This is a genomic window from Pseudomonas flexibilis (assembly GCF_000802425.1).
GTDB classification, from domain to species: Bacteria; Pseudomonadota; Gammaproteobacteria; order Pseudomonadales; family Pseudomonadaceae; genus Serpens; species Serpens flexibilis.
In genome coordinates this window covers 103,228-128,502 of record NZ_JRUD01000002.1, presented here as the reverse complement: position 1 = coordinate 128,502, position 25,275 = coordinate 103,228, and the positions used below count along the sequence as shown (strand labels likewise).

Annotated in this window: 24 protein-coding genes and 1 pseudogene; 11 read left to right on the top strand and 14 right to left on the bottom strand. The window is 68.1% G+C overall.

The features are described 5' to 3' along the window. Nucleotides 1–22: 22 nt before the first annotated feature. Both rhlE1 and SF06_RS01180 read right to left on the bottom strand, forming a co-directional pair. Nucleotides 23–1,351 carry an RNA helicase RhlE1 gene (gene rhlE1, locus SF06_RS01185; RefSeq protein WP_039559474.1) on the bottom strand — a complete coding sequence of 443 codons (1,329 nt, stop codon included), beginning with the start codon at nucleotides 1,349–1,351 and terminating at the stop codon, nucleotides 23–25. Nucleotides 1,352–1,388: 37 nt separating this feature from the next. Further along, entirely contained in the window at nucleotides 1,389–1,859 is a 471-nt protein-coding gene (locus SF06_RS01180; RefSeq protein ID WP_039559472.1) for a LabA-like NYN domain-containing protein, read from the bottom strand. A gap of 211 nt (nucleotides 1,860–2,070) precedes the next feature. On the opposite strand from SF06_RS01180, the gene SF06_RS01175 reads away from it, so the two are divergent. After that, a complete protein-coding gene (locus SF06_RS01175; protein ID WP_437123587.1) occupies nucleotides 2,071–2,721 on the top strand; it encodes a hypothetical protein in 651 nt (216 codons plus the stop codon). Nucleotides 2,722–2,727: 6 nt separating this feature from the next. Here SF06_RS01175 and SF06_RS01170 read toward each other — a convergent pair whose 3' ends face one another. Beyond that, nucleotides 2,728–3,549, bottom strand: coding sequence for an SDR family oxidoreductase (locus tag SF06_RS01170; RefSeq protein WP_039559470.1), 822 nt, complete (start codon nucleotides 3,547–3,549; stop codon nucleotides 2,728–2,730). 304 nt (nucleotides 3,550–3,853) lie between these two features. Further along, nucleotides 3,854–6,364: an ATP-dependent helicase HrpB gene (gene hrpB, locus SF06_RS01165; protein ID WP_039559468.1), complete on the bottom strand. Its 2,511-nt coding sequence runs from the start codon at nucleotides 6,362–6,364 to the stop codon at nucleotides 3,854–3,856. Nucleotides 6,365–6,613: 249 nt separating this feature from the next. Between hrpB and pmcY the strand changes: the two genes are divergently transcribed. The 5 genes from pmcY (at nucleotide 6,614) to SF06_RS01140 (ending at nucleotide 9,760) form a co-directional block, all read left to right on the top strand. Beyond that, a complete protein-coding gene (gene pmcY, locus SF06_RS01160) occupies nucleotides 6,614–7,033 on the top strand; it encodes a periplasmic Zn2+ metallochaperone PmcY (protein WP_027591570.1) in 420 nt (139 codons plus the stop codon). 24 nt (nucleotides 7,034–7,057) lie between these two features. Then, on the top strand, nucleotides 7,058–7,951 hold the full coding sequence (locus tag SF06_RS01155; protein ID WP_027591571.1) for a cation diffusion facilitator family transporter: 894 nt from the start codon (nucleotides 7,058–7,060) through the stop codon (nucleotides 7,949–7,951). 341 nt (nucleotides 7,952–8,292) lie between these two features. Beyond that, nucleotides 8,293–8,772, top strand: a complete 480-nt coding sequence (locus tag SF06_RS01150; RefSeq protein WP_027591572.1) for an Lrp/AsnC family transcriptional regulator — start codon at nucleotides 8,293–8,295, stop codon at nucleotides 8,770–8,772. A 300-nt stretch (nucleotides 8,773–9,072) separates the two neighbouring features. Then, a complete protein-coding gene (locus SF06_RS01145) occupies nucleotides 9,073–9,465 on the top strand; it encodes a globin domain-containing protein (protein WP_027591573.1) in 393 nt (130 codons plus the stop codon). An 82-nt stretch (nucleotides 9,466–9,547) separates the two neighbouring features. Further along, nucleotides 9,548–9,760 carry a DUF2788 domain-containing protein gene (locus SF06_RS01140; protein WP_027591574.1) on the top strand — a complete coding sequence of 71 codons (213 nt, stop codon included), beginning with the start codon at nucleotides 9,548–9,550 and terminating at the stop codon, nucleotides 9,758–9,760. A gap of 164 nt (nucleotides 9,761–9,924) precedes the next feature. Here the strand turns inward: SF06_RS01140 and SF06_RS01135 are convergent, their stop codons facing one another. The 8 genes and pseudogenes from SF06_RS01135 to SF06_RS01105 form a co-directional block, all read right to left on the bottom strand. Continuing rightward, nucleotides 9,925–10,494 carry a pseudouridine synthase gene (locus SF06_RS01135; RefSeq protein WP_039559464.1) on the bottom strand — a complete coding sequence of 190 codons (570 nt, stop codon included), beginning with the start codon at nucleotides 10,492–10,494 and terminating at the stop codon, nucleotides 9,925–9,927. A gap of 204 nt (nucleotides 10,495–10,698) precedes the next feature. Beyond that, nucleotides 10,699–11,769, bottom strand: a complete 1,071-nt coding sequence (locus tag SF06_RS01130) for a methyl-accepting chemotaxis protein (protein WP_437123590.1) — start codon at nucleotides 11,767–11,769, stop codon at nucleotides 10,699–10,701. Between the two features lie 147 nt (nucleotides 11,770–11,916). Next, nucleotides 11,917–12,237 (bottom strand): annotated as a pseudogene (locus tag SF06_RS18925) (PAS domain-containing protein); the annotation flags it as partial. A 132-nt stretch (nucleotides 12,238–12,369) separates the two neighbouring features. Continuing rightward, nucleotides 12,370–13,230: an isocitrate lyase/PEP mutase family protein gene (locus tag SF06_RS01125; RefSeq protein WP_027591577.1), complete on the bottom strand. Its 861-nt coding sequence runs from the start codon at nucleotides 13,228–13,230 to the stop codon at nucleotides 12,370–12,372. A gap of 139 nt (nucleotides 13,231–13,369) precedes the next feature. Beyond that, complete coding sequence (gene amn, locus SF06_RS01120; protein ID WP_437123586.1) at nucleotides 13,370–14,839, bottom strand: AMP nucleosidase; 1,470 nt, start codon at nucleotides 14,837–14,839, stop codon at nucleotides 13,370–13,372. Nucleotides 14,840–14,910: 71 nt separating this feature from the next. Then, nucleotides 14,911–15,957, bottom strand: coding sequence for a YeiH family protein (locus SF06_RS01115; RefSeq protein ID WP_052199673.1), 1,047 nt, complete (start codon nucleotides 15,955–15,957; stop codon nucleotides 14,911–14,913). A 135-nt stretch (nucleotides 15,958–16,092) separates the two neighbouring features. Then, complete coding sequence (locus tag SF06_RS01110; protein ID WP_139326673.1) at nucleotides 16,093–16,959, bottom strand: hypothetical protein; 867 nt, start codon at nucleotides 16,957–16,959, stop codon at nucleotides 16,093–16,095. An 86-nt stretch (nucleotides 16,960–17,045) separates the two neighbouring features. After that, nucleotides 17,046–18,695, bottom strand: a complete 1,650-nt coding sequence (locus tag SF06_RS01105) for an acyl-CoA dehydrogenase family protein (protein ID WP_039559455.1) — start codon at nucleotides 18,693–18,695, stop codon at nucleotides 17,046–17,048. Nucleotides 18,696–18,850: 155 nt separating this feature from the next. Between SF06_RS01105 and SF06_RS01100 the strand changes: the two genes are divergently transcribed. The 4 genes from SF06_RS01100 to SF06_RS01085 all read left to right on the top strand — a co-directional run bounded on the left by SF06_RS01100 (nucleotide 18,851) and on the right by SF06_RS01085 (nucleotide 22,365). Beyond that, nucleotides 18,851–19,645: a hydroxymethylpyrimidine/phosphomethylpyrimidine kinase gene (locus tag SF06_RS01100; protein WP_039559452.1), complete on the top strand. Its 795-nt coding sequence runs from the start codon at nucleotides 18,851–18,853 to the stop codon at nucleotides 19,643–19,645. After that, a complete protein-coding gene (gene thiE, locus SF06_RS01095; RefSeq protein ID WP_039559451.1) occupies nucleotides 19,645–20,274 on the top strand; it encodes a thiamine phosphate synthase in 630 nt (209 codons plus the stop codon). The genes SF06_RS01100 and thiE overlap by 1 nt, the downstream gene beginning before the upstream one ends. A 44-nt stretch (nucleotides 20,275–20,318) precedes the next feature. Next, nucleotides 20,319–21,602 (top strand): glutamate-1-semialdehyde 2,1-aminomutase, encoded by a 1,284-nt coding sequence (gene hemL, locus SF06_RS01090; protein ID WP_039559449.1) that lies wholly within the window; start codon nucleotides 20,319–20,321, stop codon nucleotides 21,600–21,602. A gap of 220 nt (nucleotides 21,603–21,822) precedes the next feature. Continuing rightward, nucleotides 21,823–22,365 carry a tetratricopeptide repeat protein gene (locus SF06_RS01085; RefSeq protein ID WP_039559447.1) on the top strand — a complete coding sequence of 181 codons (543 nt, stop codon included), beginning with the start codon at nucleotides 21,823–21,825 and terminating at the stop codon, nucleotides 22,363–22,365. Here the strand turns inward: SF06_RS01085 and galE are convergent. Both galE and SF06_RS01075 read right to left on the bottom strand, forming a co-directional pair. Next, on the bottom strand, nucleotides 22,362–23,393 hold the full coding sequence (gene galE, locus SF06_RS01080; RefSeq protein ID WP_027591585.1) for a UDP-glucose 4-epimerase GalE: 1,032 nt from the start codon (nucleotides 23,391–23,393) through the stop codon (nucleotides 22,362–22,364). The two genes, SF06_RS01085 and galE, sit on opposite strands and share 4 nt — an antisense overlap. Before the next feature lie 42 nt (nucleotides 23,394–23,435). Beyond that, on the bottom strand, nucleotides 23,436–23,762 hold the full coding sequence (locus tag SF06_RS01075) for a DUF1820 family protein (RefSeq protein ID WP_027591586.1): 327 nt from the start codon (nucleotides 23,760–23,762) through the stop codon (nucleotides 23,436–23,438). A gap of 137 nt (nucleotides 23,763–23,899) precedes the next feature. On the opposite strand from SF06_RS01075, the gene miaB reads away from it, so the two are divergent. Further along, nucleotides 23,900–25,228: a tRNA (N6-isopentenyl adenosine(37)-C2)-methylthiotransferase MiaB gene (gene miaB / locus SF06_RS01070; protein ID WP_027591587.1), complete on the top strand. Its 1,329-nt coding sequence runs from the start codon at nucleotides 23,900–23,902 to the stop codon at nucleotides 25,226–25,228. Nucleotides 25,229–25,275: the final 47 nt, after the last annotated feature.

Below are 25,275 nucleotides of genomic sequence, written 5' to 3'. Positions count from 1 at the left end.
GTCCGCCCTACCCGAACAAACCCTACGGCTTCTTGCGCGCCGGCTTGCCGCCAAAGCTCGGCACCTTGCGGATCGGTTTGGCGTCGGGCTTTTCGCTGGCATCGAACCAGTTGCCCAGATGAATCTTGCCCTTGCCGGCCGCCGTGGCCTTGGGTTGCTTGGGCTTCTTGGGTTTCTTCAGCACCAGCCCGCCGAGGGCGGTCTGCGGCACGCGGTGGTCGGGGATGAAATCCGGCTCGTCGCGGCGCGGCAGCACCTGGCCGATCAGGTTCTCGATAGCGGCCAGCTGATCGACCTCGTCGGCGCACACCAGCGAGATCGCCTCGCCCGTGGCGCCGGCGCGACCGGTGCGGCCGATGCGGTGTACGTAATCCTCGGCGACGATCGGCAGGTCCAGATTGACCACCAACGGCAGGTCGTGGATGTCCAGGCCGCGCGCCGCCACGTCGGTAGCGACCAGAATCTGCACCTCGCCGGCCTTGAAGCGCTCCAGGGCGCGCAGGCGCGACGGCTGCGGCTTGTCGCCATGGATCGAGTCGGCGGCAAAGCCCGCCGCCTGCACTTCTTCCACCAGTTGATCGACGCCCTTGCGGGTCTTGGCGAACACCAGCACCTGGCCCCAGCGCTGCTCGGCCAGCAGGTGCAGGAACAGCTCGCTCTTGCGCTTCTTGTCCACCGGGATCAGCCACTGCTTGACGCTCTTGGCGGCGGTGTTGCGCGGCGCCACCTCGATGTTCAGCGGGTCGCGCAGCAGCTCGCCGGCCAGCTGGCGAATCGCGTCGGAGAATGTCGCGGAGAACAGCAGGGTCTGGCGTTTCTTCGGCAGCGCGGCGAACAGTTCGTCCAGCTCGCGGGCGAAGCCCAGATCGAGCATGCGGTCGGCCTCGTCGAGCACCAGCACCTGTAGTTGTTCGAAGCGCACGGCGTTCTGCCGGTACAGGTCGAGCAGCCGACCCGGGGTGGCGACCAGCAGGTCAATGCCCTTGCGCAGCGCCATCATCTGCGGGTTGATGCTCACCCCGCCGTACACCGCGTAGCTGCGCAGCGGCAGGTTCTCGCCGTAGCGCTGGACGCTCTGCTGCACCTGTTCGGCCAGCTCGCGGGTCGGCGTCAGCACCAGCGCGCGCACCGAGTTGCTGGCCACCTTCGGGCCTTGCAGGGTCAGCTTCTGCAGCAGCGGCAGGGTAAAACCGGCGGTCTTGCCGGTGCCGGTCTGCGCGGCGGCGAGCAGGTCGCGGCCCTTGAGCACGGCGGGAATCGCTTCCTTCTGCACCGGCGTCGGCGTGCGGTAGTCGAGGGCGTCCAGGGTCCGCAGCAGCGGATCGATCAGGCCGAGGGATGCGAAGGTCATGAAGGGCTCGCGGCGCGGTGGAAAAGGCGCGCGGATTCTACAGCAACAGCTCGCCTTCCACTGGCACGAAACGGCCGGCGGCGCGGATCAGCGACTGCGCGGTGAGCGCCGGCACGCCGTACACGCAGCTGTCCACGCCGAGTGCGCGCAGGCGGTCGAGCAGCAGGTCGAAATCGCCATCGCCGGAGGCCAGCACCACTTCGTCGACACGGCTGGCTGCGTCCAGCACGTCGATGGTGATGCCCACGTCCCAGTCGCCCTTAGCCGAGCCGTCGCTGCGCTGGATGAACGGCTTGAGTTTCACGGTGAAGCCCAGGTTGCGCAGGATCTGCTGGAACTGCTGTTGCTTGGCGTCGCCACGGTCGATGGCATAGGCGTAGGCCTCGGTTACCTCACCGCGCGCCTGCAGCTGGCGCAGGAACACGCCGTAGTCGAAATGCCGGCCATGGGCCTGGCGCACGGTGTAATACAGGTTCTGCACATCGACGAATACGGCAAGTCTTTTCAAGGGGTTCTCCGGTTGCTGGCGCCATTATGCGCCGTGGGGCCTTTCGTAGGGCGGACAACGCTTCACCTGTCCGCCGCCGGGGTGTCGAGCCGGTGCCTGGGTTGGCGGACAAGAAATACGTTGTCCGCCCTACGCCCGCGAAGGCTTTGTGCCTGCCCCGGCCTGGGCTACAGTGGCGCCCCCGTTGTTTGGGTTCCCGTCGATGAATGCAATGACCCTTCTGCGCGACGCCTGGTATTTCTTCCACCGCCATGCCGCGCATCTCGCCCTGCTGTGCCTGCCGCTGATCCTGCTGGAACGCCTGGCCGGCAACCTGCTGGCGCCGTATCTGGGCGACTGGCAGGGCTCAGCCGACCTGCTCGCCGGGCTGCTGTTCTACCCCCTCTATGGCGCCGCGCTGATCCTCTACCTGGACACCCGCACCCGGGGCCTGCGGCCCGGCAGCGCTGCGCTGCTGGCCATGGCGCTGCGCCTGTGGCCCTCGCTGGCGCTGCTCACTGCGCTGAGCACCCTGCTGATCATGCTGGGCGCCTCGCTGTTCATCCTGCCCGGCCTGTGGCTGATGGCGCGCCTGGCCTTCGCCGACTTCCTGGTGGTGCTGCAGGGCTTCACTCCGCTGGCGGCCCTCGGTGACAGCATGGCGCTGACCCGGGGCCAGTTCTGGCGCATCTTCACGGTGATGATGGCGGTCATGCTGCCGCTGTGGGGGCTGGAGGCCTTTTTGTCCAGCCTGCTGTCCGAAGACCTGGCGCCGCGCGTGCTGCTGGAAAGCCTGATCGGCTTCGCCCAGTTGTTCGTTGGCGTGGCGCTCTACCGCTGCTTCATGCTCACTGTCAGCGGGCCGATAACCGACACGCCCTGAAGCGTTTCAGCCGCGCGCCGTGCGCGACAGCACCAGACGCTGGAACAGCCGCGGAAAGCAGCGCGACAGCAGCTGGCCGCGCCAGCCGACGTTGGACAACACCAGCTGCGTGCGCCGGCGTAACGCGCCCTGGAAGATCGCTTCGGCCACATCCTGCGCCGAGGCCACCCGCCCCACCGCCAGCGGCGCCGGCGCGTTCACCGATCCGTCGCCTACCAGTGCGTTGCGGTGCATGTCGGTGGCGGTGAAGCCGGGGCACACCAGCAGCACATTGACGCCCGCCTCGCGCACCTCCTGGCGCAGGGTGTCGAACAGCCCGTGCAGCGCATGCTTGCTGGCGTTGTAGGCGCAGCGCAGGTGCAGCGGCACGAAGCCGGACAGCGAGCTGAGCACGATGATCTGTCCCCGGCGCTCCAGCAGGCTGGGCAGCGCCGCCTGGGTGCAGTACAGCGCCCCAAAGTAATTGACCGCCATGATGCGCTCGAACACCGCGCGCGGCGTGTCGGCGAAGCGACTGCGGTGGGTGATGCCCGCGTTGTTGACCAGCAGGTCGATGCCGCCACAGCGCTCGGTCACCAGCGTCATGATCCGCTCCACCGCCTGCGGGTCCGACACGTCGCAGACCAGCCCCATCGCATCGCTGTTCAGGTGCTCGCGCAGGTGCAGCACCAGGCTGTCCAGCTCCTCGCGGTGCAGATCGAGAATCACCGGCCGCGCCCCGGCCTGGGCAAAACGCAGCACCAGCGCGCGGCCGATACCCGAACAGCCGCCGGTGACCAGCACCACCTTGCGCTCGAACACCTTGCTGGCGAAGACCTTGCGATACATGGCACGCCACCTCTGCTGTTGGCTTGCCAGCAGCATAGACAAGGGAGGCAACAAGCCGGTCCTGCGGGCCCGCCGCACGGTTTTGCTGGCGTGAACCAGGCTCACGCTTCGTGCACGCCGCAGGCGCGCCGTTCCGGCGCGATGGTGGCCAAGGACCAACGTTGACCACCCTACGTCGACCGGCCCCAACGCGGGGTGCCGTGAACGTAGGGTGGCTCACGCTTCACCGAGCCACCGTGCGCGCCGCAGGCGCACGGTGTCCCGCGCGGTGGTGGCCAAGGACCACCCGATGTCCGTGTCGGTTCTAGCGCCGCGGCTTGGCCCGGGCGGTGGGCTCGGCGACCAGCGGGTCGTCCGGCCAGTAGTGCTTGGGATAGCGGCCCTTGAGGTCCTTCTTCACCTCGGCGTAGGTGTTGGCCCAGAAGCTGGCCAGGTCCTGGGTCACCTGTACTGGACGGTGTGCCGGCGACAGCAGGTGCAGCTTGAGGCCCAGCCGGCCACCGGCGATACGCGGCGTTGCGGCCAGGCCGAACAGTTCCTGAAGGCGCACCGCCAGCACCGGTGGCGACTCGCTGTAGTCGATGCGGATCTGCGAGCCGGACGGCACCGTCAGGCTCTTCGGCGCCAGCTCGTCGAGGCGCTGCGGCAGCGGCCAGGGCAGCCGGTTGTGGAGGATCGACGACAGGTCCAGGTTGGCGAAATGACTGAGGCGGCTGACCTTGCCCAGGTAAGGCCCGAGCCACGCCTCCAGGCTGGCCAGCAGCGCCGCGTCGGATACGTCCGGCCAGTCGCCGGCCTTGCCCTGTTCCAGGTCCAGCCCGCGCAGCAGCAACACGCGCGCCTGCCACTGGCGCAGCTCCGGGGTCCAGGGCAGCAGCTCCAGGCCCTTGCGGCGTACCAGCTCGACCAGCGCGCGGGTGCGCGCAGCCTCGTCCAGCGCCGCCAGCGGCTCGCGACTAAGCACCAGCTCGCCGACCCGGCGCTGGCGTTCGGCGCGCAGCACGCCTTCGCGCTCGTCCCAGTCCAGCACCTCCTGGACGCTGACCTGCTCGGCCAGCACCGAGTCGAACAGCGCCGGATCGAGATCGGCGGCCAGGTAGGTGCGTTCCTCGCGCTGTCCCTGGCGACTGCCCAGGTCGGCGATCACCAGCCACTCGTGCTTCATCAGCGCGTCCGGCTCGCCGAACTGCGCGGCGCGGCCGTTGGCCAGCCGGTAGTCGCCGCCTTCGGCGCGGCGCTGGCGGGCGACGCGGTCCGGGTAGGCGAAGGCCAGCAGCGCGCCGAGCCAGCGCGGATGTTCGGGATCGCTCACCGCCGCGCTGGCCGATCCGATCAGCTGCTGGCGGTACTGCCGCGCCAGCTGGCGGATGCGCTGCAGCGCGCCGCGACCGCCGCCGCGCGCCTCGCCGGAGAGCAGCGCCAGCCGACTGTGCAGGTCGGCGCCGGCGCCGCGCAGGATGTCGCGCTCACCCAACAATGCCGCCAGCTCGCAGGCCAGCGCGGTCAGCCCCAGCGCCTGCCCCTTGAGCAGCAGGTGGGCGATGCGCGGATGCGCCGGCAATTCGGCCATCGCCTGGCCATGAGCGGTCAGCACACCGCGCGTATCCAGCGCGCCGAGGCGGCGCAGCAGCTCGCCGGCCTGGGCGTAGGCGGCGGGCGGCGGCGCATCCAGCCAGCTCAGCTCGTCCGGCGTCACGCCCCAACGGGCCAGTTGCAGGGCCAGGCCGGACAGGTCGGCCTGGACGATCTCCGCGCTGTGGTAGGCGTTGAGCTGGTCGTGCTGGGTCTCGCTCCACAGCCGGTAGCACACGCCCGGCTCCAGGCGCCCGGCGCGGCCGGCGCGCTGGGTGGCGCTGGCCCGGGAGATGCGCTGGGTGGCCAGACGGGTCATGCCGCTGCCGGGGTCGAAGCGCGGCACCCGCGCCAGGCCGGCATCGATCACCACGCGCACGCCGTCGATGGTCAGGCTGGTCTCGGCGATGTTGGTGGCCAGCACCACCTTGCGCGTGCCGGCCGGCGCTGGCTCGATGGCCGCGCGCTGGGCGTTCAGCTCCAGCTCGCCGTGCAGCGGGCAGAGCAGGATGTCGTCGCGTCGACCCAGCTGTTCGGCCAACTGCTCGTGCACGCGGCGGATCTCCGCCTGGCCGGGCAGAAACAACAGCAGGCTGCCCGGCTCCTCATCGAGGGCCTGCAAGACCGTGTTAACCACGCGCGGCTCGATGAACTCGCCGGGCTGGCTCGGCCGGCCCCAGCGCACGTCCACCGGGAACATGCGTCCTTCGCTGCGCACCACCGGGGCGTCATCGAGCAGCGCGCTCAGACGCTCGCCTTCCAGGGTTGCGGACATCACCAGCAGCTTGAGCGGCGTGTCGCGCAGCAGCGCGCGGCCGTTCAGGCACAGCGCCAGGGCCAGGTCGGCGTCCAGGCTGCGCTCGTGGAATTCGTCGAAGATCACCAGGCCGACGCCCTCCAGCGCCGGGTCGGCCTGCAGGCGCCGGGTGAGGATGCCCTCGGTGACCACCTCGATGCGCGTGTTCGGGCCGACCTTGCTGTCCAGGCGGATGCGGTAGCCGACGGTGTCGCCGACCGCCTCGCCGAGCTCGCTGGCCAGCCGCTCGGCGGCGGCACGCGCGGCCAGTCGGCGCGGTTCCAGCATGAGGATGCTCTGCCCGGCCAGCCAGGGTTCGTCGAGCAGCGCCAGCGGCACGCGGGTGGTCTTGCCGGCGCCGGGCGGCGCTTCCAGCACCGCCTCGTCGCGGCTGGACAATGCGGCGCGCAGCGCGGGCAATACGGCGTCGATGGGCAGGGACTGCATGGGTGTTTTCCAGGGCAACGCGAAGGAGCGCCAGTATAAGGGGGGTTATCGGTGACGGCGCAGCGCCCGGACTGTGGGAGCGAATTCATTCCCGAGCGTCTGGTTTCGGCCGCCGAAAAGCTCGCGGACAAGTCCGCTCCCACAATGAGAGAGGCCGCCATGCACCCCGGCGGTCTTCGGCATCCTGTCACAACCCTGAGCGGGTCTTCGCGGTCTACTGCCGCATACCCACCCGCAAGGAGAACCATCATGCGCACCCCGCCCCGCCTGCTCTGCGTCGCCCTCGGTGGCGCGCTGCTCACTCAATTGTCCGCCTGCGGCACGCTGTTCTACCCGGAACGGCGCGGCCAGATCGACGGCAAGCTCGACCCGGTGGTGTTCGCTCTGGATGCCGTCGGCCTGCTGCTGTACATCGTTCCCGGACTGATCGCCCTGGGCATCGACTTCGCCACCGGGGCCATCTACCTGCCCGGCGGCGAGAAATACTCGGTGGCGCCGGAAGCGTTGCGCGACGCGGTGGACAACCAGGGGCAGGTGAACCGTCAGCGGCTTCGTGCCATTATCCGCGAGGCCAGCGGCCGCGACCTGCCCCTCGACCACCCCGGTGTGATCGAGCACCACGGCAGTGTGGAGCAGCTGGCCGCCTACGGCCTGCGGCCGTCCGCCTGATATCCCGAAGGAGCCCCGCGCAATATGAAGGTCCCCGAACAGCACGCCCGTCTGCTGCGCCTGGCCACCGGCGCCGCACTGGCCACGGCCCTCACCCTGGCCCTGGTCAAGGCGGTGGCCTGGTGGCTGAGCGGTTCGGTGAGCCTGCTGGCGGGGCTCACCGATTCCCTGCTGGACGGCGCCGCCTCGCTGCTCAACCTGATTGCCGTGCATTACTCGCTGCGCCCGGCCGACGACGACCACCGCTACGGCCATGGCAAGGCGGAGGCCCTGGCCGGACTCGGCCAGGCGCTGTTCATCGGCGTCAGCGCAGTCCTGGTGGCGATCCATGGCGTGCAACGCCTGCTCGACCCGCAACCGCTGGGCGACACCGATGCCGGTATCGCGGTGATGGTCTTGTCGATCGTGCTCACCGCCGTGCTGCTGCTGTTCCAGCGCCATGTGGTGCGCACCACCGGCTCCACGGCGATCCATGCCGACTCCCTGCACTACCGCTCCGACCTGCTGCTCAACGCCAGCATCCTGGTCGCGCTGTTGCTGGCCGGTGCCGGCCTGCTCTGGCTGGACGCGGCCTTCGGCATCGGCATTGCCGGCATCATCCTGTGGAGCGCGCTGGGCATCGTGCGCGAGGCCGCCGCTGTGCTGATGGACGAGGAACTGGCGCCGCAGCACACCGAGCGCATGCATGCGCTGGCCTGCGGGGTGCCGGATGTGCTGGGCGCCCACGACCTGCGCACCCGCCGCTCCGGCACCCTGTGGTTCGTGCAGATGCACGTGGAGCTGCCCGCCGAGCTGACGCTGGAAGAGGCCCATGCGCGCTGCGAGGCGGTGAGCGCGGCTATTCGCGCCGAGTTTCCGCAGAGCGATGTGCTGGTGCATGCCGATCCGTGCCACACCCCGGAAGGCATCGCCCTGTAGAAGCGTCCCCGCCAATTTTTTCGGGACATAAAAAAGGGGAAGCCGGTCGGCTTCCCCAGTCAATTCTTCATCGCTCCGCTCCCGGCGAGGGTATCGCCGTTGCCTGTCGCCAGCCTGGTTGGGCGGGCGGACCCGGGTGCCGTGCGACGTGGTGAGTCGCCGGCGACGGTGCCCCTGGTTGGAGGCGACCGCTGGAGGTTCCGGGCCTTCGAAGTTGGAGCCAGTGTACGCCAGCAGGCGCGATCAGAGATTGCGAAGATTGCGCGACAAGCCGCCGCTTGCGCAATCAAAGAACGCAGGAGCACTATTCTCGGCAATCTTTCCACAAAGAGAGCGCCGCGATGAGCACGCTGGACCGTTACGACCTGAACATCCTCGCCGAACTGCAGCGCAACGCGCGCATCTCCAACCAGGAGCTGGCCGAGCGCATCGGCCTGTCGCCTTCGCCCTGCTCGCGGCGGGTCAAGCAACTGGAGGACGAGGGCTACATCGTGCGCCAGGTGGCGCTGCTGGATCGCAAGAAGCTCGGCCTGACGCTGACCGCCTACGTGCTGATCGGCATGGACCGCCACACCCCGGAGCGCTTCGAGCATTTCCAGGAAAAGATCCGCCAGCACCCGGAAGTGGTGGAATGCTGCGTGATCACCGGCATGGAGGCGGACATCCTGCTCAAGGTGGTAGTCGAGGACATGGACCACTACCAGGCCTTCCTGCTCGGCAACCTGACGCGCATCGAGGGGGTCAGCAGCGTGCGCTCGAGCTTCGTGCTCAACCAGGTGATCGCCAGCACCGAGCTGCCGCTCAACCATCTGCGCGGCTGAGTCGAACCGGCAAACGTGACGCGGCGCACGCCGCCGCGTGCTCCTCGCCAGGCTGCCAAGGGGGCGCCTGCGTATAATCTCGCCCGCTTGATATCCGCCTTGCGTGGCCGCGCGCGGCAAGTCCGGCCCAGACCGGATCCCCAAACGCCCATCGATCCTTCCGTGGTGTGCCACAGGAATTCAGGCACCGAAGCCTGCGACTCCGATCGCGTCCGATGAATGCCCCCGCGCTGCGGGCAGGCTGCGTCGTTCGCGCGTCGGCGCGGCTGCCTCCTACCCGCATGGAACAAGGACAGATCGATGAGTCCCGCCGACAGCCTGATGCACAGCTATGGCCGCTGCTGTGCCAGCCCCACCTTTTTCGATGATTTCTACCGCAGCTTCCTGGCCAGCTCCGCCGAAGTGCGCGCCAAGTTCGTCAACACCGACATGACTGGCCAGAAGCAGCTGCTGCGCCAGGGCATCCTCAATCTGGTGATGTACAGCCGCGGGCTGCCGGATACCAAGCTGCGCGCCCTCGGCGCCTCGCATGCGCGCAGCGGCCTGGATATCCGTCCCGAACTTTACGAGCTGTGGCTGACGGCGCTGCTGCAGACCATCCGCGAGCATGACCGCGAGTGCACCGCGCAGACCCTGCAGACCTGGCGCGAGGCGCTGGGCAAGGGCATCGCGGTGATCCAGTCGCACTACTGAGCGGCACCGACGGGGCAACCGCAGCTGCCCACCACGCAGCACGGGCGTATACTCCCGCGCTTTGCCCCGTCACGAGGTCGCCATGGAAACCGAACAGTTCGAAGCCCTGATGATGTATGTGCTTGTAGGCGGACTGATCCTGTTCATGTTCTTCATCATCTGGGACCTGGCCAAGAAGTCGAAGGCCGGCCGCCTGGGCACCGCCATCCTGTTTCTCGGCCTGGGCCTGTGCCTGGTGGCCTTCCTGGCCAAGCCGCTGATCACCTACGTGCTGGAGCTGTTTCTGGAGTCCTGAGGCACTCGCGCCATTGTCAGACACGTTTCGATCGCAACTGACGCCATCGTAGGGCGGTCGGCGTTTTTCCGGCCGCCACCGCGATGCACACCGATGCCGTGTCCAGTGGCCAACGCTGTGCGTTGCCCACCCTACGGTGCGGATCAGCGCAAGCGCCGAAGCGCTCAATCCAGCCGCGCCGGCAATTCACGCCATTCGCCGGGTTGCAGGCCGTCCAGGCTCCAGGGGCCGATGCGCACCCGCACCAGGCGCAGGGTCGGCAGGCCCACGGCGGCGGTCATGCGCCGCACCTGGCGGTTGCGACCCTCGCGAATCACCAGCTCCAGCCAGGCGGTCGGCACGCTCTTGCGAAAACGCACCGGCGGATGGCGCTCCCAGAGCGTTGGCTCAGCGAGCAGGCGCGCCTCGGCCGGCAGGGTCGGCCCATCGTTCAGCGCCACGCCTTCGCGCAGCCGCTGCAACTGCTCCTCGCTCGGTTCGCCTTCCACCTGAACCCAGTAAGTCTTGGCCAGCTTGTGCTTCGGGTCGGCGATGCGCGCCTGCAGGCGACCGTCGTTGGTCAGCAGCAGCAGTCCCTCGCTGTCACGATCCAGCCGCCCGGCCGGGTAGACGCCCGGCACCGGCACGAAGTCCTTCAAGGTGGCACGGCCCTGATCGTCGTTGAACTGGGTGAGCACGTCGAAGGGCTTGTTGAGCAGGATCAGTCGCGGCTCGGCCGGCGGCGTCTTGGCCACCCGGCGCGGCGTGGGACGGCGGGAAACGGGAGGACGGGGACGCGACATGCCGGGAAACCTGCGAGCACAACGGGGCGCGCAGTGTAACCCGAGTCTGTTCGAGCGAACGTGTTCGCGAGCTTCCGGCGTCGGCCTGCAACCTGGCCGGGCCGACCAAAGAGCTCGCGGACAAGTCCGCACCACAGAAAGCTCGGATAGCGCCACTCAGCGCTGGAAGCGCTCCACCAGGGCGTGCATGGCGCTTGAGGTTTCGCTGAGCTCGCGGCCAACCTCGGCCGATTGTTCGGCCAGCCCGGCGTTGTGCTCGGCGACCTGGGCGATGGCGGTAATCTGCCGGGCCACCTCGTCGGCCACCTGGGCCTGCTGCTCGGTGGCGGCGGCCATCTGCAGCCCCATGTCGCGGATCTCGCCCACGGCCTGACGGATGCCCAGCAGCGCCTGCTGGCTGGCAATCACCTGGGCCAGACCGGCGGTGGCCTCCTCGCGGCCAACGCGGGCAATGCGCACAGCGCCGTCACTGCCCTCGTGCAGCGTCTGCAGGACGGCTTGGATCGCCTCGGTCGCCTCACGGGTGCGCTGCGACAGCTCGCGCACCTCACCCGCGACCACAGCGAAGCCTCGCCCCTGCTCGCCGGCCCGCGCCGCTTCGATGGCGGCGTTGAGCGCCAGCAGGTTGGTCTGCTCGGAGATCGCCCGGATCATGCCGGCGGCCTGGTCGATGCTGCGGGTTTCCCGCGCCAGCCCCTCCACCGTGTCGCTGATGGCCGCGACACGGCGGGCCAGTCCATCGATCTGCGCCCGTGCCTTCTCCGCCTCGCCGGCACCCTGCCCGGCCAGACTGTCGACCCGGCAGGCCTCGTCGGCAGAGCGCTGCACCATGCCCGACACCTCGCCGATCGAAGCGGCCATCTGCTGCATGGCGACCGCCGCCTGGTGCGCCTCATGCCGCTGGCCCTGCAGCGACGCTTCGGTATCCCGGGTCAGCAGACCACTGCGTGTGGCCAGCGCGGCGGCCTGGTCGGCGTAGTCATCCAGACGGCTGAGCAAGGTGCGCAGGCGCGCCTGCTCGCTGATCAGCGCCATGTGCATGCGTGCCGGCCGGCCGCGCAGGTCACTGAAGCTGCGCGCCACCAGCTCGCTGTCGAAGGCGCCCTGCATGTTGCGTTGCAACCGATCCAGCAGCCGTTGCTGCGCGAAATACAGAATGGGCAGGGTGACCAGCGCCAGCCCGAGGCCGAACGTCGGCGACCAGAGCGCCGCCAGCAGCGCGGGCACGCCGGCCAGGAACGGCGTCGCCCACTGCGCTGCCAACCCCTGGGAACGGCGCTTGAAACCCTGCTCGGTCACTTCTGCGTACAGGGCACTGGCGCGGCGCACCTGATCGGGCTCCGGGCGGATACGCACCGACTCGTAGCCGACCAGCACACCCTCCTGGTGGATCGGCGTCACATAGGCGCAGACCCAATAGAAATCGCCGTTCTTGCAGCGATTCTTGACGATGCCCATCCAGGGCCGACCGTCCTTGAGGTGCCGCCACATGTGGCCGAAGACTGCCTTGGGCATGTCCGGGTGGCGCACCAGATTATGGTGGCTGCCCAGCAGCTCCTCGCGGGAGTAGCCACTGACAGCCGCAAATTCATCGTTGCAGTAGGTGATGACGCCACGGGGATCGGTGGCCGAGATCAAGCGCTGTTCGGCGGGGAAGAGGCGTTCGCGGTCCGTGGTAAGCGCAGTGCGCGCCATGGCCAACTCCATTTGGGCATTTGACCGCGGCATGATGTCCCAATAACACCACAGAGACAACGGGAGTTTTGACGCCAATAAAATTACATCGCATCGTGCCGCGATACGCGCCCTTCTCCCCCCATCCCTACGCTATGACCTCACCTTCAGGTAGTTCTCGGCCCAGGCCGCATACTGCTCGGCCTCCGAGTAGCGTGCGACCAGTTCCTTGGTTTCCAGCACGCCGGTGTCGATGCGGCGCTGCTCGCGCAGGCAGTCGTAAGTGGCCTTCAGCGCGGCGTAGTAGGCTGCGTGCCCGCTGACCACGATGCGCACGCCGAGGCGGGCCAGGCGGGCCTGGTCGCGCAGCTTGGGGTTGCCGTAGGTGATCAGCATCTTGGGGATGTCGATGTGCGGCACGATCTGCTCCAGGTGCTCGAAATCCTCGATGCCGACCAGGCAGATGCCGTCGACGCCGGCCGCCTGGTAGGCGCGGGCGCGGGTGATGGTTTCCTCCAGGCCGCTGCCGGCGTTGGTGCGCGCCAGGATGCTCAGCGCCGGGTCGATGCGCGCCTCCAGCGCCGCCTTGAGCTTGCCGACCGCCTCGTCGATGCCGATCAGGTCCACCGCCTTTCCGCCGAAACGCGCCGGCAGCACGGTGTCCTCGATGGTCAGCGCGGCGATGCCGTTGCGTTCCAGCTCGGTGACGGTGCGCATCACGTTGAGAGCGTTGCCGTAGCCGTGGTCGGCGTCGGCCAGTACCGGCAGGGTGGCGACGCGGCCGATGCGCGCCGCCTGCTCGACGAACTCGCTGAGGGTGATCAGCGCGATGTCCGGCGCGGCCAGCACTTCCAGCGAGGCCACCGAACCGCCGAGGATGCCGACCTCGAAACCGAGGTCGCCGGCCATGCGGGCGGACATCGGGTCGAACACCGAGGCGCAGTGGTAGCAGGCATCGGAGGCCAGGAGTGCGCGAAATGCCTCGCGCAGGCTATGGGGAGAAACGCGTTGCATGATCATCCTTCACAGGCAATGGCGCAGCACGGCTGCGCGTGGCACGACTCATCCCTGAGAAAGTCTTTGCAAACAAAGAGTTGAAGCTCCTTGAGCGCCATGGTGGGCGCTCGGCTCGCCCTTGTACAGAGGGCGACCACTAACGGAACGGCGGCTCGTCGAAACTGCGCAACTTGCGCGAATGCAGCGAATCGAGCTGACCGCGCAGCAAGTCCAGCGCGGCGATGCCGATGCGCAGGTGCTGGTTCACCGCGCGCTCGTAGAAGGCGTTGGCGGCACCGGGCAGCTTGATCTCGCTGTGCAGCGGCTTGTCGGAGACGCACAGCAGCGTGCCGTAGGGCACGCGCAAGCGATAACCCTGGGCGGCGATGGTGCCGCTTTCCATGTCCACCGCAACAGCGCGCGCCAGGTTGATCAGCGGGCGCTCCTGGGCCCAGCGCAATTCCCAGTTGCGGTCGTCGTAGGTCAGCACGGTGCCGGTGCGCAGGCGCTTCTTCAGCGCCTCGCCCTGCTCGCCGGTGACGGTGGCGGCGGCCTCCTGCAGCGCCTGCTGCACCTCGGCCAGCGCCGGCAGCGGGATGTTCGGCGGCAGCACGCGGTCGAGGATGCCGTCGCGGCGCATGTAGGCGTGGGCCAGCACGTAGTCGCCGATGGTCTGCGACTGCCGCAGCCCGCCGCAGTGGCCGATCATCAGCCAGCAGTGCGGACGCAGCACGGCCAGGTGGTCGGTGATGTTCTTGGCGTTGGACGGGCCGACGCCGATGTTCACCAGCGTCACACCGTGGCCGTCGTCGGCCACCAGGTGGTAGGCCGGCATCTGGTAGCGGTGCCAGAGCACGCTGTCGATCATCGCCTGCATCTCGCCTTCTTCCATGCCCTTGGCGATCACCACGTTGCCGGGCAGCACCATGCGCACGTAGCGCGGGTTGTCGCGCAGCTGATCGAGGCCGTAGCGGATGAACTGGTCCACGTAGCGGTGGTAGTTGGTGAGCAGGATCCACGGCTGCACGTGCTGCCAGCCGCTGCCGGTGTAGTGCTGCAGGCGCTTGAGGGAGAAATCCACCCGCGCCGCGTCGAACAGCGCCAGCGGCATCTGCTCGGCGTGCTGCCAGTCATACAGGCCGTCGGCCACCTCGTCGCTGGCCGCCGACAGGTCGGTGCTGGGGAACACCCGCGCCAGCTCCGCCGCCGTCACCCCGCTGCCGGCCAGCTCGTCGCCCTGCGCCACCACGTAGGGATAGGGAATGCTGCGGTCGCTGATCCCCACTTCCACCTGCAGGGTGAAATCGCTCATCAGCGGCCGCAACTGGTCAAGCAGATAGCCGCGAAACGCCTGGGGCTGGGTGATGGTGACGCTGTACACCCCCGGCACCTGCACCTTGGCGTAGGCCCGGGTACTGGACGAGGTCTCGCCGCTCTTCAGGTAGGTGATGCGCAGCTCGGGGTAGCGGAACAGCGCGCGCTGCGCCTCGTCCGGCACCACACGCTCCTTGAGGTAGCGCTTGAGCGCCTGGCTGAGCGCCGAGGCGGCCTGCTGGTAGAGCTCGGCCAGACGGTCCACGGCCTGTTCGGGGGTGGTGACGAGGGTGAAGGTGTCGGAAAGGGTCACGGCGGGCATCCTGATTACCGGTGGGCACGATCATGCGGCAAGTTTACGTCGAGGCGATGACAGTGCGGCACTCAAAGCGCGAACGCCAGGTTCACCAGCGCCCCACCGAGCACCAGCCAGAGCGCCAGGCCGCCGGCCAGCAGCATCGGCCGCAGCCCGGCCTGGCGGATGGCACCCAGCACCGTGCCCAGGCCGAGGGCGGCCATCGCCATGGCCAGCAGCCAGTCGTCGAGCCGCACCAGCGCCTGCACCACGCCGGCGGGCAACAGATGCAGCGAATTGAAGCCGACCACCGCGACGAAGCCGAGCGCGAACCAGGGGAAGTGCCGGTGCGCCGCGCCCGCCTCGTCATGCGCCTCGCGACGTCCCAGATACTGGGCCAGCAACAGCAGGAACGGCGCCAGCAGCATCACCCGGATCATCTTGGCGATCACCGCCGCCTCGCCGGTCTCGGCACTCACCGCACTGCCCGCGGCGACCACCTGGGCCACCTCGTGCAGGGTGGAGCCGATGTAGATGCCGTAGGCATGGGCGTCGAGCCGCAGCGTGTCGGCAAGCAGATGGAACAGCCAGGGATAAAGGAACATGCCCAGGGTGCCGAACAGCACCACGGTGGAAATGGCCACCGCCACCTTGCCGGCTTCGGCCCTGAGCAAGGGTTCGGTGGCGGCCACCGCGGCGGCACCGCAGATGCTGCTGCCGGCGCCGATCAGCACCGTGGTGTGGCGATCCAGCCCGAACACCCGGCGCCCCAGCCAGCAGGCCAGCAGGAAGGTCGAGGTGAGCATCAGCACATCAATGAGCACCGCCGCCATGCCCACCGCGGCCAGTTGCTCCAGGCCGAGCCGAAAGCCATAGAGAACGATGCCGAGCCGCAGCAGCCGCTGCCTGGCCAGCGCCACCCCCGAATCGCACAGCCCGCGCAATGCCGGATACAGGCTGTTGCCAAGCAGCATGCCGAGCAGGATCGCCAGGGTCAGCGCGCCCAGCCCCCAGCTCTTCAGCGGCCCCTCGGCCGCCCACAGCGCCACCGCCGCCACCGCCCCGCTCAGCACCAACCCCGGAACCACACCCAGCGCACCAGCCAGGCCGCGCGCCTTATACATAAGGAGAGCCATCGTTACCTCCGTAGAACACGGAGCGCACGGTAAGGCGTTCGAGCGACTAATAAAAACGGGTTATATCGTTATTCCATATCTGCGAAATCGATTAAAACCGTGAATTTAAAATACAAAGCAGATAAAAACCATCCCTCATGCCCGCACGGAAATTCCAGCGAACCCCGCTGAAAGCGACGCGGGCGCGTTCAGCTCCCCCACCGCCTGCTCGACCTGCTCCAGCTGCTCCTCGATGTCCTTGATGCGCTTCTGGTCGTCGCGGTCGGCCTTGCGTTGTGCGGCCTTGGCCAGTGCGAGCAAGGCCTTGAGTTCGCGCAGGGCCTTTTCCAGCAGGTCGGCGTCGGCGCGGCGCTGGGCCTGCTGGCTGTCGGCCGAGGCGGGAGCCAGGGTCGGAGCGTCGTCGGTGGCAGGCGGGTCCTGCGGGTCGGCCTTGGCGTCCAGGGCGGCGAGTTCGCGTTCGGCCTGGGCTACCTGTGCTTCGGCCTCGCGCTGCTCGTCCGACGACTCGGCCGTTTCGCTGGCCTGAGCGTGGTCGCCGGCCGGAGCGGCAGGCGGCGCACCCGAAGCGGGTACGCCGGCTTCGGTGTAGAGCGCGCCCTGCGCCAGTCCGGCCGAGGCCGAGCCACCGCTGCCACTGTCCTTGAGCACCTCGCTCGCCGAGGCCAGAGCGCCGGCCAGTTGCTTGAGCTCGCGCAGCAGCGCCTTGGAGCCGCCGAACAGCAGGATCAAGCGCTTGAGCATCTGGATGCGTTCGCGGATCTGCGCGACCTGCTCGCGGGCGCTGCTCTTGCGCGCCTCGTCGAAGCGCGTGGTGAGCGAATCACCGAAGGCGCGGGCCGTCTCGCTGGCCCTTTTCAAGGCTGCGCCGAGCGTCAGCTGCGCGGCGGTTTTCGGGTCGGCATCCACAGCGGCTGGCTGAGTACTCCGCGAAGCGGTCTCGTCGCTGCGACGCACGGTGGGTAGCTTTGATACAGAGGAAGGGAAGTCGAAACGGATGGCCATGGTTGCACTCCTTGCGGTGTCCAACCGTTTATCGGCCGAGCGGTGGTGAAGTTGACGGGCGGACCCGGACAGGCCCGCCCGATGCGCTACGCCAGATGCGGCGCGCTGCGCGCCAGCAGCGCTTCGATCTCCAGTCCGCGCGGCAGGGTGCCGTACACGCGCCCGCGCCCTTCCAGACGGCTGGCGAGGAAGGCGTCGGACACCGCCGCGTTGCCGGCCTCCAGCAGCAGCTTGGCCTGCAGGGCCACAGCCACGTCCTCGGTGAGCTGGCGGGCGCGGTAATGGATGTCGCTGGTGTCGGCGAAAGCGTCCTTCAGGCGCTGGATATGCGCCGCCAGGCGGGCATCGCCGTGGCCGTCGCCCAGCTCGCTGAACAGCGCGTCCAGCACGCCGGGCTCCTTGGACAGCGCGCGCAGCACGTCCAGGCACTGCACGTTGCCGGAGCCTTCCCAGATGGAGTTGACCGGCGCCTCGCGGTACAGGCGCGGCAGGATGGTTTCCTCGACGTAGCCGGCGCCGCCCAGGCATTCGCTGGCCTCGGCGATCATTTCCGGGGCGCGCTTGCAGATCCAGTACTTGCCGATGGCGGTGACCAGGCGGGCGAAGCGCGCTTCCTGCGGATCGTCCGGGTTATCCAGCGCGCGGCCCATGCGCATGGTCAGCGCCAGCGCGGCCTCGCTTTCCAGGGCCAGGTCGGCCAGCACGTTCTGCATCAGCGGCTGCTCAATCAGCCGCTTGCCGCCCACCTGGCGATGCGCGCAGTGGTGCAGCGCCTGGGTCAGCGCCTGGCGCATCAGCGCGCTGGAGCCGACCATGCAGTCGAAGCGGGTCATGGCGACCATCTCGATGATGGTCGGCACGCCGCGCCCTTCCTCGCCGATCATCCAGGCCAGCGCGCCGCGGTATTCGATCTCGCTGGAGGCGTTGGCCCAGTTGCCCAGCTTGTTCTTCAGGCGCTGGATGTAGAACTGATTGCGCGTGCCGTCCGGACGGTGGCGCGGCAGCAGGAAGCAGGTCAGGCCCTTGTCGGTCTGCGCCAGGGTCAGGAAGGCGTCGCACATGGGCGCCGAGCAGAACCACTTGTGGCCGACCAGTTCGTAAGGCTGGCCGGGACCGCCGGCGCCGACCGGGAAGGCGCGGGTGGTGTTGGCGCGTACATCGGTGCCGCCCTGCTTCTCGGTCATCGCCATGCCGATGGTCACCCCGTCCTTCTGTTCCATGGGCACGTTGCGCGGGTCGTACTCGGTGGCGAGGATCTTCGGCAGCCAGGCGTCGGCGATGTCCGGCTGCAGCTTGAGCGCCGGCACGGCGGCGAAGGTCATGGTCAGCGGGCAGCCGCTGGCGGCCTCGGCCTGGCTGTGCAGGTAGGTGAGGCCGGCGCGCACCACGTGGGCGCCGGCCTGCGGGTTCACCCAGGGCAGCGACGGCAGGCCGTGTTCGATGGCCGTGCGCATCAGCGCGTGGTAGGCGGGATGGAAGTCGACCTGGTCGATGCGGTGGCCGTAGCGGTCGTGGGTGCGCAGCTCCGGCTTGTGCTCGTTGGCGAGGAAACCGGCGGCCATCAGCGGCCCGCCGGCCAGCGCGCCGTAGGCATCCAGCCGCGCATCGCCCCAACCGCCCTGGAAACGGTGCACCCATTCCTGCAGCGGCAGGTCCAGGCGATAGAGGTTGGCGCCATCCAGCGGCGGCACCTGGTTGAACACCTCGTGGGTTTCGGCGAACTGGTGCAGGTTCATCGCGGGCTCCGGTGACTGGCAGATGCGACAGAGTGAAGCATGGCCCCTTGCCGCATCGGGAGTGGGAAACTGGACAAACGCGAGGGCAGATAGGCCCGCCGGAGCGCATCCGAGGGCGGGCCATAGGCGGTTGGAAAGTGCTAAGCTCGCGCGCCATGAACAGACACACTTCCCGTCCCGTTGTCCTCTGCTTATCCGGCCACGATCCGAGTGGTGGTGCCGGCCTGCAGGCGGACATCGAAGCCCTGCTTGCCCAGGGTTGCCACGCTGCACCGACCGTCACCGCGCTGACCGTGCAGGATACCGTCGACGTTGCCGACTTCCGCGTGCTCGACCGCGAATGGGTGCTGGCCCAGGCCCGCGCGGTGATCGCCGACCTGCCCATCGCCGCCGTCAAGCTCGGCATGCTCGGCTCGGTGGAGATGGTCGACACCGTGCTGGAGCTGATGCGGCAGCTGCCCGGCGTGCCGCTGGTCTGCGATCCGGTGCTGCGCGCCGGCGGCGGCGGCTCGCTGGGCCCGGACGATGTCGGTTACGCCATCCGCGAACGCTTGTTCCCGGTGGCCGCCATCGCCACGCCGAACCTGCCTGAAGCGCGCATCCTCGCCGAGCTGCCCAACGGCACGCCGGACGAGTGCGCGGAAAAACTGCTGCCATACATTCGCCATCTGCTGATCACCGGCGGCCACGGCGACGAGGCCGAGGTGGTCAACCGCCTGTACAGCCGCGACGGCCAGACCTGGACCTCCAGCTGCCAGCGCCTGCCCGGCAGCTACCACGGCTCCGGTTGCACCCTGGCCAGCGCCCTGGCCGGGCGCCTGGCGCTGGGCGAAGCGCTGCCGAGCGCGGTGCAGTCGGCGCTGGATTACACCTGGCGCTGCCTGCGCGACGCCGAGGCGCCGGGCCACGGCCAGTACATCCCGCGCCGCCTGCCGCTGGACGCTTCGTGATGAATAGTCGCGGCCTGTACGCCATCACCGACAGTGCCCTGCTCGCCGAGGGACGCCTGCTGCCCTACGTGGAAGCCGCGCTGGAGGGCGGCGCGCGCCTGCTGCAGTACCGCGAGAAATCCCGCGACCAGGCGCGCCGCTTCGATGAAGCCAGCGCCCTGCGCGAGCTGTGCCAACGCTACGATGCCGAGCTGGTCATCAACGACGACCTGGAGCTGGCCGTGCAACTGGGCGTCGGCCTGCATCTGGGCCAGGAGGACGGCTCGCTGAGCGAGGCCCGTGCGCGCCTTGGCGCGGGCGTGCACCTGGGCGCCAGCTGCTATGCCAGCCTGGCGTTTGCCGAAGCCGCGCTGGCGGCCGGCGCCAGCCATCCGGCCTTCGGGCGTTTCTATCCGTCGCTGACCAAGCCCGGCGAAGCCAAGGCCACGCCAGAGCTGCTGAGCGAGGCGCGCGCACGCTTCGATGCGCCGCTGGTGGTGATCGGCGGCATCACGCTGGACAACGCCCGGCCGCTGGTGGAGCACGGCGCCGACTGGCTGGCCGTGATCAATGCCCTTTTTGCCGCGGATTCGGCCGCCGAGGTCGAGCGCCGCGCCCGCGCCTTCGTTTCGCTGTTTCCTTCTTCCTGACTACGCACCGCGGGCGACGCCCGCTTTGATTCGCGAGGCCCTTCATGTCCCGTTCCGAAATCCTCTTCAACCAGGCCCAACAGCACATCCCCGGCGGCGTGAACTCGCCGGTGCGCGCCTTCAAGGGCGTTGGCGGCACGCCGCTGTTCATCAAGCACGCGTCGGGCGCCTACATCGTCGACGAGGACGACAAGCGCTATGTGGACTACGTAGGTTCCTGGGGCCCGATGATCCTCGGCCACGGCCATCCGGACGTGCTCGACGCCGTGCGCCGCCAGCTGGAGCACGGCCTGTCCTACGGCGCACCGACCGCGCTGGAGACCGAGATGGCCGAACTGGTCTGCTCGCTGGTGCCGTCGATGGAAATGGTGCGCATGGTCAGCTCCGGCACCGAGGCGACCATGAGCGCCATCCGCCTGGCCCGTGGCTACACCGGCCGCGACACCATCATCAAGTTCGAGGGCTGCTATCACGGTCACTCCGACAGCCTGCTGGTCAAGGCCGGCTCCGGCGCCCTGACCTTCGGCGTGCCCAGCTCGCCGGGCGTGCCGGCGGCCTTCGCCCAGCACACCCTGACCCTGCCCTACAACGACCTGGACACCGTGCGCGACACCCTGAAGCAGCGCGGCCAGGAGATCGCCTGCATCATCGTCGAGCCGGTGGCCGGCAACATGAACTGCGTGCCTCCGGTGCCGGGCTTCCTGGAAGGCCTGCGCGCGCTGTGCGACGAGCACGGCGTGGTGCTGATCTTCGACGAGGTGATGACCGGCTTCCGCGTCGCCCTCGGCGGCGCCCAGGCGCATTTCGGCGTGACGCCGGACCTGTCCACCTTCGGCAAGATCGTTGGCGGCGGCATGCCGGTGGGCGCCTTCGGTGGCAAGCGCGAGATCATGTCCTGCGTCTCCCCGCTCGGCCCGGTCTACCAGGCCGGCACCCTGTCCGGCAACCCGCTGGCCATGGCCGCCGGCCTGATCACCCTGAAGCTGATCAGCCGCCCGGGCTTCCACACCGAGCTGGCCGACTACACCAGCCGCATGCTGCAGGGCCTGCAGGACCGCGCCGATGCCGCCGGCATCCCGTTCGTGACCACCCAGGTGGGCGCCATGTTCGGCCTGTACTTCAGCGGCGCAGACAGCATCCAGACTTTCGCCGACGTGATGGCCAGCGACGCGCAGCGCTTCAACCGCTTCTTCCACCTGATGCTGGACGGCGGTGTCTACCTGGCTCCCAGCGCATATGAAGCCGGCTTCACCTCCATCGCCCATGGCGAGACCGAGCTGAAGATCACCCTGGACGCCGCCGAGCGTGCCTTCGCGCAGCTGAAGTAAGACCACGGACGGTGGGAGCGAACCTGTTCGCGAGCTTTTGGGCATACCCGCACCAAAGCCTTCGCGGACGAGTCCGCTCCCCCAAGACGGCACCCCCGCCACCGTCGCAGCAGAATGGCAAACCCCTCCGGGCCGAAAGGCTTTGTAACCCGCGCACGGGTTATCCCATAATGTGCCGGTCGCCTGAACCCGCCTGCCTGCATAGGCGCCCTGGATTCCCATGATTCGCACCAGCCACATTCTGAGCCTGTGCTGTCTGCTGTTTGTTCCCGTGTCGCTGGCCAGTGACAACGACCTGCTGGTGCCCGCCACCGGACGTTGCTCGCTCGACCTGGCACCCGAGCTGCTGAGCGAGGCACTCAACAGCTGCCAGGCCATCGCCCTGGAAGGCGACACCCAGGCGCAATTCGAGCTGGGCGAGTTCTTCTACACCGGCCGCCACACCCAGCAGGATCTGCAACAGGCGTTGCGCTGGTACGAGATGGCGTCGCTGCAGGGACACGCCGAAGCCCAGCGCCGCCTCGGCACCATGTTCTTCAAGGGCGAAGGCGTGCCGGCCAGCAACATCCAGGCCTTCATCGTGCTGAAAATGTCCGCCGTGAACGGCTCGGAAGAAGCCCTGGATGCCGCCGACCTGGTCGCCGAGCAGATGTCCCAGGAAGAGCTGGCGGTCGCCACCCGGATCCTCGGCCACATCTTCCGCAGCTACCTGCAGGAACTGCAGACCATCGACGCCAGCTCGCCGCTGGCGCCGCTTCCTTAAGCGGACGCGGGGCGATAGCCGTCCGGATTGTTCGACTGCCAGCGCCAGGTATCCGCCATCATCTCGGCCAGTCCCCGACGGGCCTTCCAGCCCAGCTCCTGCTCGGCAAGTGCCGGATCGGCCCAGCATTCGGCGATATCGCCAGCCCGCCGCGGGGCGATGCGGTAGGGGACACTGCGCCCGCTGGCCTGCTCGAAGGCGTGGATCATCTGCAGCACGCTGTAGCCCGTGCCGGTGCCGAGGTTCCAGACATTCACCCCGTTGCGTTCGGCCAGGGCGGCAAGCGCCTTGAGATGGCCGTCGGCCAGGTCCATGACGTGGATGTAGTCGCGCACGCCGGTACCGTCGACGGTCGGATAATCGTCGCCGAACACCGCCAGCTCCTTGAGCTTGCCGACCGCCACCTGGCTGATATAGGGCAGCAGGTTGTTGGGTATGCCCTGCGGGTCCTCGCCGATCAGCCCGCTGGGATGGGCGCCGACCGGATTGAAGTAGCGCAGCAAGGCAATGTTCCAGCGCGGCTCGGACAGCGACAGGTCGCGCAGGATCTCCTCGACCATCAACTTGGAACGGCCGTAGGGGTTGGTCGGTGTGCCGGTGGGAAAATCCTCGCGGATCGGCATCTGCGGCGGTTCGCCGTATACGGTGGCCGACGAGCTGAACACCAGCCGGAACACCCCGGCGGCGGCCATCGCCTGGCACAGGGTGACGCTGCCGGCAACGTTGTTCTCGTAGTAGCGCAGCGGCTGCTGCACGCTCTCGCCGACCGCCTTGAGACCGGCGAAGTGCATCACGGCACCGATGCGCTGTTCGGCGAACAGCCGGTCCAGCAGCGCGCGGTCGCGGATGTCGCCCTCGACGAAGCGGGGCGCGCGGCCGCACAGGCGTTCGACGCGCGCCAGGGATTCGAGCGAGCTGTTGCTGAGGTTGTCCAGCACCAGCACGTCCTGGCCGGCCTCCAGCAGGGCCAGCACCACGTGGGAGCCGATGTAGCCGGCGCCGCCGGTAACGAGGATGGTGGATTTCACACTGTCGCTCCTGAGTGAACCTGTGTCCTGGGGGATGCCGACCTACTTCTCGGGCATTGGCATCGGAAACGGCATGATGTTGCTGCCGCTCTTGGCCTCGCTGATTTTAGGCGTCCCCAGGCGCTCGACCTCATCAATGCGGATGATGGCGTGCATCGGCACAAAGCTGCGCAGGACGCCCTCGAACTGGGCCTTGAGCTTCTCCTCACTGGGGTCGACCACCACCTGCGTGCGCTCGCCGAACACGAATTCCTCGATTTCCAGAAAGCCCCACAAATCGCTCTGGAAGATCTGCTTGGCGTACATCTCGTACACCTGGCCCTGGTTGAGGAAGATGACCTTGAAGATGGGGGCTTCGCGTTTGCTCATGGTGGTGACGGTCAGGACAGCGACGAGGGGCGCGGAGCATACCACAGCACCGCTTCCGCCCGCCCGGCGCCTATGGTCCCTCGCCGCCCACCCCCCTATAATCCGCCCCTTCCTTTCCTGCCGATCCCCGCACGCTCATGGCCAAGAAGCTCTACATCGAAACCCACGGCTGCCAGATGAACGAGTACGACAGCTCGCGCATGGCCGACCTGCTGGGCGAACACCAGGCCCTGGAACTCACCGACAAGGCCGAAGAGGCCGACGTGATCCTGCTCAACACCTGCTCGATCCGCGAGAAGGCCCAGGAAAAGGTGTTTTCGCAACTCGGCCGCTGGCGCGAGCTGAAGCAGGACAATCCGCAACTGGTGATCGGCGTCGGCGGCTGCGTGGCCAGCCAGGAAGGCGCGGCGATCCGCGACCGCGCGCCCTATGTGGACGTGGTGTTCGGTCCGCAGACCCTGCATCGCCTGCCGGAGATGATCGACGCCGCGCGCACCACCCAGACGCCGCAGGTCGATATCTCCTTCCCGGAAATCGAGAAGTTCGACCGCCTGCCCGAGCCCCGCGTGGACGGCCCCAGCGCCTACGTGTCGATCATGGAAGGTTGCAGCAAGTACTGCACCTTCTGCGTGGTGCCCTATACCCGCGGCGAGGAAGTCAGCCGCCCGCTGGATGATGTGCTGACCGAAATCATCCACCTGGCCGAGAACGGCGTGAAGGAAGTCACCCTGCTGGGCCAGAACGTCAACGGCTACCGGGGCGAGAACCGCGACGGCGGCATCACCGACTTCGCCGAGCTGCTGTATCTGGTGGCCGCCGTCGACGGCATCGAGCGCATCCGCTACACCACCAGCCACCCGCTGGAGTTCTCCGACGCGCTAATCCAGGCCCACGCCGAGATTCCGGAGCTGGTGAAGTTCGTGCACCTGCCGGTGCAGTCCGGCTCCGACCGCGTGCTGGCAGCCATGAAGCGCAACCACACCGCGCTGGAGTACAAGTCACGCATCCGCAAGCTCAAGGCGGCGGTACCGGAGATGTGCATCAGCTCGGACTTCATCGTCGGCTTCCCCGGGGAGACCGACAAGGATTTCGAGCAGACCATGAAGCTGATCGAGGATGTCGGTTTCGACTTCTCCTTCTCCTTTGTCTACAGCGCCCGCCCCGGCACGCCGGCCGCCGACCTGGCCGACGAGACCCCGGAGGAGGTGAAGAAGCAGCGCCTGCAGATCCTGCAGCAGCGCATCAACCAGCAGGGCTTCGAGATCAGCCGGCGCATGGTGGGCAGCACCCAGCGCATCCTGGTGACCGACTACTCGAAGAAGGACCCGGGCATGCTGCAGGGCCGTACCGAGAACAACCGCATCGTCAACTTCCGCTGCGACAACCCGCTGCTGATCGGCCAGTTCGCCACGGTGCACATCGACGACGCACTGCCCCACTCGCTGCGCGGCACACTGCTGGATTGAATTCGGACAACCTGTGGGAGCGAATTCATTCGCGAGCTTTTTTGCAG

Excerpts from the sequence above, each read along its gene's own strand:
- rhlE1 (WP_039559474.1), bottom strand. The coding sequence starts at position 1,351 with ATGACCTTCGCATCCCTCGGCCTGATCGATCCGCTGCTGCGGACCCTG.
- SF06_RS01175 (WP_437123587.1), top strand. The coding sequence starts at position 2,071 with ATGACCCTTCTGCGCGACGCCTGGTATTTCTTCCACCGCCATGCCGCG.
- SF06_RS01170 (WP_039559470.1), bottom strand. The coding sequence starts at position 3,549 with ATGTATCGCAAGGTCTTCGCCAGCAAGGTGTTCGAGCGCAAGGTGGTG.
- hrpB (WP_039559468.1), bottom strand. The coding sequence starts at position 6,364 with ATGCAGTCCCTGCCCATCGACGCCGTATTGCCCGCGCTGCGCGCCGCA.
- pmcY (WP_027591570.1), top strand. The coding sequence starts at position 6,614 with ATGCGCACCCCGCCCCGCCTGCTCTGCGTCGCCCTCGGTGGCGCGCTG.
- SF06_RS01155 (WP_027591571.1), top strand. The coding sequence starts at position 7,058 with ATGAAGGTCCCCGAACAGCACGCCCGTCTGCTGCGCCTGGCCACCGGC.
- SF06_RS01150 (WP_027591572.1), top strand. The coding sequence starts at position 8,293 with ATGAGCACGCTGGACCGTTACGACCTGAACATCCTCGCCGAACTGCAG.
- SF06_RS01145 (WP_027591573.1), top strand. The coding sequence starts at position 9,073 with ATGAGTCCCGCCGACAGCCTGATGCACAGCTATGGCCGCTGCTGTGCC.
- SF06_RS01140 (WP_027591574.1), top strand. The coding sequence starts at position 9,548 with ATGGAAACCGAACAGTTCGAAGCCCTGATGATGTATGTGCTTGTAGGC.
- SF06_RS01125 (WP_027591577.1), bottom strand. The coding sequence starts at position 13,230 with ATGCAACGCGTTTCTCCCCATAGCCTGCGCGAGGCATTTCGCGCACTC.
- SF06_RS01115 (WP_052199673.1), bottom strand. The coding sequence starts at position 15,957 with ATGGCTCTCCTTATGTATAAGGCGCGCGGCCTGGCTGGTGCGCTGGGT.
- SF06_RS01110 (WP_139326673.1), bottom strand. The coding sequence starts at position 16,959 with ATGGCCATCCGTTTCGACTTCCCTTCCTCTGTATCAAAGCTACCCACC.
- SF06_RS01105 (WP_039559455.1), bottom strand. The coding sequence starts at position 18,695 with ATGAACCTGCACCAGTTCGCCGAAACCCACGAGGTGTTCAACCAGGTG.
- SF06_RS01100 (WP_039559452.1), top strand. The coding sequence starts at position 18,851 with ATGAACAGACACACTTCCCGTCCCGTTGTCCTCTGCTTATCCGGCCAC.
- thiE (WP_039559451.1), top strand. The coding sequence starts at position 19,645 with ATGAATAGTCGCGGCCTGTACGCCATCACCGACAGTGCCCTGCTCGCC.
- hemL (WP_039559449.1), top strand. The coding sequence starts at position 20,319 with ATGTCCCGTTCCGAAATCCTCTTCAACCAGGCCCAACAGCACATCCCC.
- SF06_RS01085 (WP_039559447.1), top strand. The coding sequence starts at position 21,823 with ATGATTCGCACCAGCCACATTCTGAGCCTGTGCTGTCTGCTGTTTGTT.
- SF06_RS01075 (WP_027591586.1), bottom strand. The coding sequence starts at position 23,762 with ATGAGCAAACGCGAAGCCCCCATCTTCAAGGTCATCTTCCTCAACCAG.
- miaB (WP_027591587.1), top strand. The coding sequence starts at position 23,900 with ATGGCCAAGAAGCTCTACATCGAAACCCACGGCTGCCAGATGAACGAG.